Raw genomic sequence first — 12,189 nt, 5'->3', positions numbered from 1 at the left:
GCCCCTCTCCGCCGCCCGTCCAGGGAGTACATCGTGAGCACCTTCCGCGAGCACATGACCCAGCGCGTCCTGGTGGCCGATGGTGCGATGGGCACCATGTTGCAGGCCTATGACCCCTCGCTGGATGACTTCGATGGTCATGAGGGGTGTAACGAGGTGTTGAACGTCACGCGTCCGGACATCGTGCGTGGGGTGCATGAGGCCTACTTCGCGGTGGGTGTGGATTGTGTGGAGACCAATACCTTCGGGGCGAATCTGGCGGCGCTGGGGGAGTACGGGATCGCTGATCGGGTGTTCGAGTTGTCGCGGGCGGGGGCGGCGCTGGCGCGGGAGGTGGCGGATGGGTTCTCCACCGCTGTGCGGCCGCGGTTCGTTTTGGGGTCGATGGGGCCGGGGACGAAGCTGCCGACGTTGGGGCATGTGGCGTTCGGGGCGTTGCGGGATGCGTATGAGGCGAACGCGGCGGGGTTGATCGCGGGTGGGGCTGATGCGTTGATCGTGGAGACGTGTCAGGATTTGTTGCAGGTCAAGGCGGCGGTGGTGGGGGCGCGTCGGGCGGTTGCGGCGGCGGGGCGTGATGTGCCGGTGATCGCGCAGGTGACGATCGAGACCAACGGGGCGATGCTTTTGGGGTCGGAGATCGGGGCGGCGCTGTCGGCGATCGAGCCGCTGGGTGTGGATGTGCTGGGGTTGAACTGCGCGACCGGTCCGGCCGAGATGAGCGAGCATCTGCGCTATCTGGCCCGTCATGCCCGGCTGCCGTTGTCGTGCATGCCCAATGCGGGGTTGCCGGAGCTGACCGCCGACGGGGCGCGGTATCCGCTGTCGCCGCAGGAGTTGGCGGCGGCGCATGTGCAGTTCACCAGCGAGTACGGCCTGGGATTGGTCGGCGGCTGCTGCGGCACCACCCCCGAACACCTGGCACGCGTCGTCGAAGCGGTGGCGGGCCGGCAGCCGGTGGAACGGCAGCCCCGCGTCGAGCCGGGCGCGGCGTCGTTGTACCAGCACGTGCCGTTCCGCCAGGACACCTCGTATCTGGCGATCGGGGAGCGCACCAACGCCAACGGCTCCAAGGCCTTCCGCGAGGCGATGCTCGCCGAAAACTGGGAGGAATGTGTCGACATAGCGCGAGGCCAGGTGCGTGACGGGGCGCACATGCTGGACTTGTGTGTGGATTATGTCGGCCGGGATGGGGTGGCCGACATGCGGGAGCTGGCGTTCCGGTTCGCTACCGCCTCCACGTTGCCGATCGTGCTGGACTCCACTGAGCCTGCGGTGTTGCGGGCCGGGTTGGAGATGCTGGGCGGGCGGGCGATCATCAACTCGGTGAACTACGAGGACGGCGACGGCCCGGATTCCCGGTTCACCAAGATCATGCACTTGGTCAAGGAGCACGGCGCGGCCGTGGTGGCTTTGACCATCGATGAGGAGGGGCAGGCGCGCACCGCCGACTGGAAGGTGCGGGTGGCCTCCCGCCTCATCGAGGACCTGACCGGTAATTGGGGTATGCGGGTCGAGGACATCATCATCGATTCCCTCACCTTCCCGATCGCCACCGGTCAGGAGGAGACCCGCCGGGACGGCATCGAGACCATCGAGGCGATCCGCGAGATCAAGCGCCTTTACCCTCAGGTGCAGACCACCCTCGGCCTGTCGAACATCTCGTTCGGATTGAATCCGGCGGCACGGATCGTGTTGAACTCGGTGTTCCTCAACGAGTGTGTCAACGCGGGGCTGGACTCGGCGATCGTGCACGCCTCCAAGATCGTGCCGATGGCGCGTATCCCCGATGAGCAGCGCCAGGTGGCGTTGGACATGGTGTATGACCGGCGGCGTGAGGGTTATGACCCGCTGGCCCGGTTCATGCAGTTGTTCGAGGGAGTCGACGCGGCGGCGGTGCGCGCCGACCGGGCGGCGGAGCTGGCGGCGATGCCGCTGACCGAGCGGCTCAAGGCCCGCATCGTGGACGGGGAGCGCAAGGGCCTGGAAGCGGACCTGGAGGAGGCGCTGGTCACCCGGCCCGCTCTGGAGATCATCAATGAGGTGTTGCTGGAGGGCATGAAGACGGTCGGGGAGCTGTTCGGCTCGGGCCAGATGCAGTTGCCGTTCGTGTTGCAGTCGGCCGAGGTGATGAAGGCGGCGGTGGCGTATCTGGAGCCGCACATGGACCGGGTGGAGGGCCGGTCCAAGGGCCGGATCGTGCTGGCCACCGTCAAGGGCGATGTGCACGACATCGGTAAGAACCTGGTGGACATCATCTTGTCCAACAACGGCTATGAGGTCATCAACCTGGGCATCAAGCAGCCGGTGTCGGCCATCTTGGAGGCCGCGGTGGAAAAGGACGCCGACGTGATCGGCATGTCCGGCCTGCTGGTCAAATCCACCGTCATCATGAAGGAGAACCTGCAGGAGATGAACTCCCGCGGCATCTCCACCCGCTTCCCCGTCCTGCTCGGCGGCGCCGCTTTGACCCGGGCGTTCGTGGAACAGGACCTGGCCGACACCTTCCAGGGCGAGGTCCGCTACGCCCGCGACGCCTTTGAGGGGCTGCGGCTGATGGACGCCTTCATGGCCGTCAAACACGGCACCCCCGGCGCCGCCCTGCCGCCGCTTCGGGAACGCCGCGTCAAGACCGGCGCCACCTTGACCCGCACTCCTGAGCAGGCCCTGCCCGCCCGCTCTGATGTGGCCGCCGACAACCCGCTGCCGGTCGCGCCGTTCTCCGGGGACCGGCTGGTGAAGGGGATCGCGCTGGCCGACTACGCCGCGTTCCTGGACGAGCGGGCCACGTTCATGGGCCAGTGGGGCCTCAAACCCGCCCGCGGCGGCACCGGCACGGGCGGTTCGGGGCCCTCGTATGAGGAGCTGGTCGAGGTTGAGGGGCGGCCCAGGTTGCGGATGTGGCTGGAGCGGTTGCAGACCGAGAACCTGCTGCAGGCCGCGGTGGTGTACGGGTACTTCCCGTGCGTGTCGGCCGGCGAGGACCTGATCATCCTGGACGAGGCGGGGCGGGAGCGGACCCGGTTCTCCTTCCCGCGTCAGCGCCGGGACCGGCATCTGTGCCTGTCGGACTTCTTCCGCCCGGCCGGCTCCGGTGAGGTGGACGTGGTGGCCTTCCAGGTGGTCACCATGGGCGAGCGGATCTCCCAGGCCACCGCCGAGCTGTTCGCCAAGGACGCCTACCGCGACTACCTGGAACTGCACGGGTTGTCGGTGCAGCTGACCGAGGCGCTGGCCGAGTACTGGCACGCCCGGGTCCGCGCCGAGCTGGGCATCGGCGGCGGGGAGACGCTGGAGGACATGCTGAAGGTCAACTTCACCGGCTGCCGGTACTCGTTCGGCTATCCGGCGTGCCCGAACCTGGAGGACCAGCGGCAGTTGTTCCAGCTGCTGGACCCGCAGCGGATCGGGGTGTCGCTGTCGGAGGAGTTCCAGCTGCACCCCGAACAGGCGACCTCCGCGATGATCGTTCACCACCCCGAAGCCAAATACTTCAACGTCTGACCCGGCCGGTCGCAGGCCCCCGCGCCGCGACCGGCCGTCCAGGGCACGACGCCCACGCCGGGTCGGCCGGAGGCCCATTACGAGGCCCCGGCCGGCCCGTGCATGATCAGTGCCCAGGCCAGCAGGCCGAGCGCGGCGGTGGAGGTCAGCGCGCGCACGACGTTCCAGCGCACCCACCGGGACTCGAACCGAGCGCGGACCGCGGCGGGGTCGGCGATCCCGTCCGGTTCCCCGGCCGCCTCCAGTTCGTTGTTGAGCGGGATGTTGACGCCGAACGTGACGGCCAGCATCACGCCGTACACGAGAAGCGCCGCCACGATCCACGGCAGCGTGCCGCGGTGTTCCTCGCCCAGGTGCAGCACGAGGGCCGCCGCCGTCAGCAGCGGCGCCCCGGCGAAGCCCGCCGCGAACCAGCCGTTCAGGATGGCGACGTTGATCCGCCGCATCACCAGGATGAACGTGCGATCGTCGGTCCGTCTCAGCGCGGGCATGACCGAGCAGGCGTAGGCGTAGAAGAGCCCCGCCACCAGCCCCGTGGCGACCGTCGCCGCGACCAGCGCCGCCTGCCGGAACGCTTCCACCTTCCGCCTCCTCACCGTTCGGCGCGCCCGTCGCGTCGCCGTGCGTTGCCAGTGAAGCGCTGGGCGGGAAGACGGTCCATGGCCGAGAAGCGCGTCCGCATGTCCGGGCGTCTACGGTGGGGCCATGGACGCGCTCGCGAGGCTGCTGGACGGGCCGAGGGCCAGGGGAGCCTTCTTCCTGCGCTCGATCTTCACGCCGCCGTGGTCGCTCCGCGTCCGGGACGGCGCGCCGCTGACGCTGGTGGCCATGGTGCGCGGCGAGGCGTGGCTGGTCCCCGAGACCGGCGATCCGGTGCTGCTGCGGCCGGGGGACACCGCCGTGGTCCGCGGCCCGGAGCCGTACACGATGGCGGACGACCCGGACACGCCGCCGAAGATCGTCATCCATCCGGGGCAGCGCTGCGCGACCCCGGACGGCCGGCCCCTGGACGGCGTCATGGACCTCGGCGTCCGCACCTGGGGCGACAGCCCCGACGGGCCGGTCATGATGCTCACCTGCACCTACCAGATGCGCGGCGAGATCAGCGGGCGCCTGCTGGCCGCGCTGCCCGTGCTGGTGGTCCTGGCGGGCGACGCCTGGGACAGCCCTCTCATCCCGCTGCTGGCCGGCGAGATGGTCAAGGACGAGCCGGGCCAGGAGGCCGTGCTGGACCGCCTGCTCGACCTGCTGCTCATCGCCGTGCTGCGCGCCTGGTTCGCCCGCGCGGACGGCGGCGCCCCCGCCTGGTACCGGGCGTACGGCGACCCGGTGGTCGGCACGGCGCTGCGTCTCGTCCACAACGCCCCTGAGCATCCCTGGACGGTCGCCGAGCTGGCGTCCCGGTCCGGGGTCTCGCGCGCGGCCCTCGCCCGGCGGTTCGCCGAGCTCGTCGGCGAGCCGCCCATGGCGTACCTGACGGGCTGGCGGCTGGACCTGGCCGCCGACCTGCTGCGCGAGACGGACGCGACCATCGAGGCCGTGGCCCGGCAGGTCGGGTACGGCAGCGCGTTCGCCCTCAGCGCCGCGTTCAAGCGCGTACGCGGCGTGAGCCCCCGTGACCACAGGGCCGCGGCGCCGCGCGGCGTGTGAAAGCATTCGCGAACCGGTGAATCGCGCCATCCGATATCGCGTGCGTCCCGGAATGCGAGACAACGGCCGATCCGGCAGGAAGCATTACCGAATATCACTCGGAAAGGTCGAGGGGGTGTTTTAGTGGCGCCGTGCGCGCCGGTGCTCCGCCGCGCGACGTCGAAACGTACTATCGCGAATGCGGCAACGGGCCGGGCGCCCGGCCCCCGGTGATGAGCCCCACGCGGGAAACATGTTCGGCCACGCCGGGTTACGGACCCGTGTCACTCTCGGCAAACCGTTTGCGGGCGTCCATAACGGGAGCGGTCCAATGGTGCCGGGAAAACCGGGCGCCCGCAACCGGCGTGCGGACTGAGCTGCTCATTCGCATAATCGCAGTTGGATAGTGAGAATGTGATGGCGGAAAGTCGACGAAGACGATCCTGATATGGCGGGGGCCCTTGCGTCGAGTGCTTTGACGGCCCTATGGTTGCCACCAGACCGAATCGAATCGGTAACCGGGGAACAGAGGTTTCGTGGCCGAGATCGTGACCGTGTGCCATCTCGGGGGCGGCGACATCAATTGGACGCACAGATGGCGGCGCACCCAGTTCGAGAACGCTCCGGCCGGTGCCTGTCCCGTGCCGGTGAACCACGAGATTTCCCGCCTTCCCGGCGCACCGTGCGAGACGGTGGAGCCGTGAAGGGGGCACGTTTCGGCGTACACCGCGCCGAGAATGCCGTCAGGGGTTGGATCGTTACAGGACCGGTCGATCCGATCACCCTGACGGACGTCTGACCTTTCACGCCGGCCGTCCCGGCCGCCGGTCCCTCGGCCGGGACGGTCTTCAAGGCCCCACCGGGCGCCCCGACGCGTCCGGCCACGTACTCGCACATGAGCGTGACGTGTCGCCGGGGCCGGGCGAGACGGCGTGGCACCGGAGTCCGTGCTCCGTCACGGGCGGGAGGTCGACGGCGCCCGTCGCGTCCCGCGTGACCTTCTTCCCGGCTCCTCGCCGCCGTACCCGTCCGTGCCCGGCCGTGCCCGGACGCGGACGCCCCGCACGACGGCGGCGCCGTCCTCGCATCGCGGGAAGGCGCCGCCCCGTCCCCCCGACCCGTCCGAACGAAGGGAATCCCGTGTTCTCGTCGCTCTTCCCCGGCCACGTGCCCCGCACCCCTGAGCAGGAGATCCTCTGCGGTCTTTTCGCCGAGGTCCTGGACGTGCCGAGGGTAGGCGTCGATGACGACTTCTTCGCGCTGGGCGGCGACTCGCGGCTGGCGGTCCGGCTGATCGGCCGCATCCGGGCGGTGTTCGGCGCCCGCGCCCGCGCCCGCGTCCTGTTCCGCGGCCCCAGCGTGGCGGGTGTCGCGCGGGCGCTGGCCGACGAGGGTCCCGGCGTGCGCGGGCCCGTTCCGGTCGTCCTGCCCCGCCCGGCGCGCGTGCCGTTGTCGTCCGGCCAGCGGCGGCTGTGCTTCCTGGCCCAGGCCGAGGGGCCGAGCCCGCGGCACACCATGCCGGTGGCGCTGTGCCTGCGCGGCGAGGTCGACGCGGCGGCGCTGGAGGCGGCGCTCGGCGACGTGGTGGCCAGGCACGAGCCGCTGCGCACGGTGTACCCCCAGCTCGACGGCCTCCCGTACCAGAAGGTGCTCGACACGGCGCGCCCCCGCCTCCGCCGGATGGCCGTACGCGCCGCCACCCTGGAGGGCACGCTCGCCGAGGCGGCCCGGGAGCTCGTCGACATCGCCGCCGGCCCGCCGCTGCGGGTGTGGCTGTTCACCGTCGAGGACGCCCCCGAGCCCGAGCACGTCCTGCTGGTGCTGCTGCACCGCTTCGCGGCCGACGACTGGTCGGTGCGCCCGCTGCTGCGCGACCTCGCGCTGGCGTACCGGGCGCGCGGCGACGGCGCGGCCCCGGAGTTCACGCCCCTGCCCGCGACGTACGCCGACTACAGCCTGTGGCAGCACGAGACGCTCGACGACGAGGACGCCCCCGAGGTCGCGGCGCGGCTGGCGTTCTGGCGGCGCGCCCTGGACGGCCTCCCGGCGCGTCCCGTGCTTCCGGCCGACCGCCCCCGCCCCGCCGTCCCCTCCCACCGCGGCGCCACGGTCGAGTTCACCGTGGGGGAGGAGCTGCACCGCCGCCTGGTCGCGCTGTCCCGCGGGACGGCGACCACCGTGTCCATGGTGCTGCAGGCGGCGCTCGCCACCGTCCTGACCCGCTGCGGCGCGGGAGAGGACATCCCGATCGGCACGCCGGTCCCCGGACGCTCGGGCTTGGACGACCTGGTCGGCTCCTTCCTCAACCCGATCGTGGTGCGCGCCGACACCTCGGGCGACCCGGCCTTCCGCACGCTGCTGGACCGGGTCCGCGCCGCGGGGCTCGCCGCCCACGCCCACCAGGACGTCCCCTTCGACCGGGTGGTCCGCGAGCTGGCCCCCGAGCGGTCCCTCGCCTGGAACCCGCTGTTCCAGGTGGCGCTGACCTTCACCCCGCACGGCGGCGACCCGCCCTTTCCCGGCGCGGCCTTCCAGGACGTGCCCCGGCTCGTCGCGTCGTTCGACCTGGGCCTTCACCTGCGCGAGGCCGGTGGCGACGGCCGGCCGCGCGGTCTCGCCGGGGTCGCCGAGTACGCCACCGACCTGTTCGACCGCGAGACCGTGGCCCGCCTGATCGCGTGCCTGCTGCTGGTGCTGGAGCAGGTCACCGCGCGCCCGGAGCTGCGGCTCGGCGAGGTGGAGCTGCTCACACCCGGCGAGCGCCGCCGCGTCCTGGCCGACGGCAACGCCGGCGACACCACCGGCGACGACCAGGCCCCGGACCCGTGGGAGACCGTGCCGGAGCTGTTCGCGGAGCAGGTGTGGCGCGCGCCCCGCGCCGTCGCCCTGGAGTACGGGGACGAGACCATGAGCTACGCCGAGCTCGACGCGCGGGCGGCCAGGCTGGCGCGCCGGCTCGCCGAGCTGGAGGTGGGCCCGGAGGTCACCGTCGCGGTCCTGATGGAACGCTCGCCCGAACTGGTCGTGTCCCTGCTGGCCGTGCTGAAGGCCGGCGGCGCCTACGTGCCGCTGGACCGCCGCGACCCGCCGTCCCGGCTGAGCGCGATCGTCGCCGAGACCCGGGCCAAGGTGCTGCTGCTGGACGAGGCGTCGCGCACGGTGCGGTTCGACCACCCGGCGTGGGTGATCGTCGTCGGCGCCGAGCCCGCGCCCGCCGCCGCGCGCGACGAGGCGCCGCGGCCGGCCATCCCTCCGGGCGGCCTCGCCTACGTCACCTACACCTCCGGGACGGACGCGGGGCCGAAGGGCGTGGCGGTCACGCACGCCGGGGTGACGGCCCTGGCCCGCGACCCCGCGTTCGCAGGTCCGGCGTACGAACGGGTGCTCGTGCACGCGGCGCAGGCGTTCGACGCCTCCGCGTACGAGATCTGGATCCCGCTGCTGAACGGCGGCCGGTGTGTGATCGCGCCGTCCGGCGAGCCTGAGGCCGTCGCGGTGGCCCGCACACTCGCGGGGCACGGAGCCGTCGCGGCGGCTCGCACGCTCACCGGGCGCGGGGCCGGGGCGGCGTTCATGACGACCTCGCTGTTCACGCGGCTGGCCGCCGACGCCCCCGAGGCGCTCGGCGCCCTGCGCGAGGTCTGGGTGTGCGGCGACGCCCTGCCCGCGCCGCTCGTGCGCCGCCTGCGGGACCGGTATCCGGGCACCCGCGTGGTCAACGCCTACGGGTCGCCCGAGACGGCGTCGTTCGCCACGCGTCACCCCCTGCCGGACGACGGCCCGGTGCCCGGCCTGGTCCCGATCGGCCGTCCCCTGGCGTCCGTGCGGGCCTACGTGCTGGACGCCTCGCTCAGGCTCGTCCCGCCGGGCGTGGTCGGCGAGCTGTACATCGCGGGGCCGCGCGTGGCGCGCGGGTACTCCGTCCACCCGGCGGCCGGCGCAGAACGCTTCCTGGCCGACCCCTACGGCGCGCCGGGGGAGCGCATGGTCAGGACGGGCGAGCGGGCCCGCTGGAACGCCCACGGGGAGCTGGAGCTCGCCGGACGGATCGACGCCCAGGTGAAGATCGACGGCCTGCGCGTCGAGCCGCGGGAGGTCCAGGCGGCGGTGGAGGCGGCCCCGTCGGTGGGCCGGGCCGCGGTCGTCGTCCGGGAGGACAGGCCGGGCGAGAAGCGGCTGATCGCCTACGTGGAGCCACCCGAACTCGGCGCACTCGGCACGGGCGACGGGGAGGGACCCTCCCGCGTGTCCCGGGCCAACGGCCGCACACCCGGCGGCCACCGCCCCGACGACCGGGATTGGGATAGGAACAAAGACCAGGACAGGGACCGGGACCGGGACAGGGCCTGGAGCCAGGACCAGGACAGGGACAGGGATAGGGGGCAGGACCGGGACCGGGACCGGGACGAGGCCAATGGCTGGGACCGGGCTGGGTCCAACGGTGTGAACCGGTACGAATCCAATGGCCGTGACCGGCACGAGTCCAACGGTCATGACCGGCGCGGGTATAACGGCCGGGGCAACGGCGCGGGCGTACCTCACCGCGTCACGGTCCCGTACACCGTGCGCGGCGTGCGGGTGCTCAACGGCGGGTCCGGCGTGGACGTGGAGGCGGTGCGCGCGCACGTCGGCGCGCTCCTGCCCGCGTACATGATCCCGAGCCACTTCGTGGTGGTGGACACGCTGCCGGTGGCCGCGAACGGCCGGGTGGACCGCGCCGCGCTACCCGTCCCCGGCCCCGCGCCCGCCGGCGCGCCCCGCACCTCGCGCGAGGAGGTCGTGTGCGAGCTGTTCGCCGAGGTGCTGGACGTGCCGCGTGTCGCCCCCGCCGACGACTTCTTCGCCCTCGGCGGCGACTCGATGCTCGCCATGCGCCTGGTCGCACGAGCGGCGGCCGTACTCGGCCCCGGCGTCACGATCCGCGCACTGTTCCGGGCCCGCACCCCCGCCCGGCTCATTGCAGCGCTGGACGAGGACGGTGAACGCGGCTGACCTCTGAGGGAGAACGCGGCCGAACGCTACGGTGCGGCGTCCAACGTGGAGTAACGCACCGAGAGCGCCCGCGCCGGATCCCGCAGTTCCGTCCACGGCAGCGGTGAGGCCGGCAGTGCCGCCCCTCGGAGGGCGACACGTCGCTCATAGCGCGGGTGCCGAGACGACCAAGCAGCGCGGCCGGCTCTGCGGCCTGCTCGGCCGGGACGGCGGCGCCCGCCGCGCGGGCGCGCGCGACGTCGAAGTCGCACACCAGCAGTCGGCGGCGGCCGTCGTCGCCGTACACGGCGACCGTGGCCGGCTGGTACGGCAGGTCCCGGGGCAGGCGGCGCGTCCCGGAACGGGGGAAGTCTCGCCCGCTGCCGGTGCCCCTGGTGCTGACTACAGAACGGAACATTTGTGCAAGACGCCCTGGCCCTGAGCTTGCGATGCTCGATCTCGTGTTTGGCAGGACTTCGCGTGCGACAAGGCCGCGGAGCTCCAAGCGACAGGACAAGGTGATGACGAGGACCGTGAACAGCTCGCCTGTGGTGCGGGTGACGGGTGGTCGGCTGCGAGGCCGGAGAGATCAGGGAGTGGCGGCGTTCCTGGGGATCCCGTACGCCGCCCCGCCGTTCGGGGCACGCCGCATGCGGCCTCCCGAGCCGCCCCTGCGGTGGGAGGGCGAGCGCAGCGCGCTTGATTATGGACCGACCTGCCCCAAGGACAACGACGGCCTGGAGAGCGCGATGCTGTTCCCGGAGGTCGCGATCCCTGGCGAGGAATGCCTCAACCTCAACGTGTGGACTCCCGACCCCCGCGCGGCCAACTTGCCGGTACTGGTCTGGATTCACGGCGGCATGTTCACGAAGGGGTCCGGATCCGTCGCCGGCTACCGAGGCGTCTCCTTCGCCCGCGACGGGGTCGTGTGCGTCACGATCAACTACCGGCTCGGTGCCGAGGGCTTTCTCTACCTCGATGACGGCACCGCCAACCTGGGACTGCTGGACCAGATCGCCGCGCTCGAGTGGGTTCAGAGCAACATCGCCGCCTTCGGCGGTGATCCGGGGAAGGTGACCGTCGCCGGCCAGTCCGCCGGTGCCGCGAGCATCATCACCCTCATGGCCATGCCCCGCGCCCGAGGCCTGTTCCATCAGGCGATCGCCCAAAGCGGGGCCGCTGCCCAGACACTCACGGCTGAGGCCGCCGAGGGCGTCGCCTCAAGGCTGGCTGGGTCGCTCGGGGTCGTTCCGACCCGCGAAGCCTTCGGCGAGGTGCCGGTCGAACGGCTCACACGGGCGGCCTCCGCCCTCCTCAAGGAAGTCCAGACCACCACGAACCCCGCCTCGTGGGACAGCCTCCCCTTCGCCCCGGTCGTCGACGGCGACACCCTGCCCGCCCACCCGCTCGACGCGTTGAGAAGGGGCGCCGGCGGCGGCGTACGGCTCCTGGCCGGGTGGAACCGGGACGACTCCCGATTCGGCCTCGTCCCCACCGGCCTGATCGACATCGTCGACGAGCCCATCCTCTCCGCGGTCGTGGGCGCCCTCGGCGCGCCCGGCGGGACGGTCGAACTGTATCGGGCGGCCCGGCCGGCGGCGAGCGACGGTGACCTGCTCGCTGCCGTGACCACCGACTGCTTCGTCCGGATTCCGGGGATCCGGGTCGCCGAGGCACGCCTTGAGGCCGGCGAGACGGGCGAGGCCGGCACCTGGATGTACCGCTTCGACCACGAGACGCCGAGCTTCGCCGGACGCCTCGGCGCCGCCCACGCGGTGGAGATCCCGTACGTGTTCGATCTCCTGGACGAGGAGTCCAGCCACGCCCTCATCGGCGACGAGCCATGCCAGGCCGTCGCCGATACGGCCCACGGCGCGTGGGTCCGATTCGTCACCGACGGTGAGCCGGGCTGGCCCCGATACAACCTGGCCGAACGGTCCACCGCGCTGATCGACCAGCAGATCACCGTCGTCAACGACCCCGGCGGCGCCGAACGCGAGGTGTGGGCCGGCCGACGCTGACGCGCGGTCGCGCCGTGTCTCGCGTCCGAGCCGTGTTTGACATCGCCGCGTTGTGGCCGCCGCG

5 protein-coding genes are annotated in these 12,189 nt (G+C 72.0%); 4 read left to right on the top strand and 1 reads right to left on the bottom strand.

The genetic code is table 11. The features are described 5' to 3' along the window. The first annotated feature begins 54 nt into the window (after positions 1-54). Positions 55-3,504: a methionine synthase gene (gene metH / locus BJ982_RS28240; protein ID WP_184889448.1), complete on the top strand. Its 3,450-nt coding sequence runs from the start codon at positions 55-57 to the stop codon at positions 3,502-3,504. Between the two features lie 77 nt (positions 3,505-3,581). Here metH and BJ982_RS28235 read toward each other — a convergent pair whose 3' ends face one another. Beyond that, the gene (locus tag BJ982_RS28235; RefSeq protein WP_184885003.1) at positions 3,582-4,085 is read right to left on the bottom strand and encodes an anthrone oxygenase family protein; all 504 of its coding nucleotides are present in this window, start codon (positions 4,083-4,085) and stop codon (positions 3,582-3,584) included. 124 nt (positions 4,086-4,209) lie between these two features. Between BJ982_RS28235 and BJ982_RS28230 the strand changes: the two genes are divergently transcribed. The 3 genes from BJ982_RS28230 to BJ982_RS28220 all read left to right on the top strand — a co-directional run bounded on the left by BJ982_RS28230 (position 4,210) and on the right by BJ982_RS28220 (position 12,125). Next, positions 4,210-5,154: an AraC family transcriptional regulator gene (locus BJ982_RS28230; RefSeq protein WP_184885001.1), complete on the top strand. Its 945-nt coding sequence runs from the start codon at positions 4,210-4,212 to the stop codon at positions 5,152-5,154. 1,119 nt (positions 5,155-6,273) lie between these two features. Next, positions 6,274-10,125: a non-ribosomal peptide synthetase gene (locus BJ982_RS28225; protein WP_184884999.1), complete on the top strand. Its 3,852-nt coding sequence runs from the start codon at positions 6,274-6,276 to the stop codon at positions 10,123-10,125. Positions 10,126-10,625: 500 nt separating this feature from the next. Then, the gene (locus BJ982_RS28220) at positions 10,626-12,125 is read left to right on the top strand and encodes a carboxylesterase/lipase family protein (protein ID WP_184884997.1); all 1,500 of its coding nucleotides are present in this window, start codon (positions 10,626-10,628) and stop codon (positions 12,123-12,125) included. The last annotated feature ends 64 nt before the right edge of the window (positions 12,126-12,189 follow it).

Origin of the sequence: Sphaerisporangium siamense (genome assembly GCF_014205275.1) — a bacterium.
Taxonomy (GTDB): domain Bacteria; phylum Actinomycetota; class Actinomycetes; order Streptosporangiales; family Streptosporangiaceae; genus Sphaerisporangium; species Sphaerisporangium siamense.
This window is presented reverse-complemented; position numbering and strand designations above follow the sequence as displayed.

Coding starts and splice junctions, on each gene's coding strand:
- BJ982_RS28230 (WP_184885001.1), top strand. CDS start 4,210: ATGGACGCGCTCGCGAGGCTGCTGGACGGGCCGAGGGCCAGGGGAGCC.
- metH (WP_184889448.1), top strand. CDS start 55: ATGACCCAGCGCGTCCTGGTGGCCGATGGTGCGATGGGCACCATGTTG.
- BJ982_RS28220 (WP_184884997.1), top strand. CDS start 10,626: ATGACGAGGACCGTGAACAGCTCGCCTGTGGTGCGGGTGACGGGTGGT.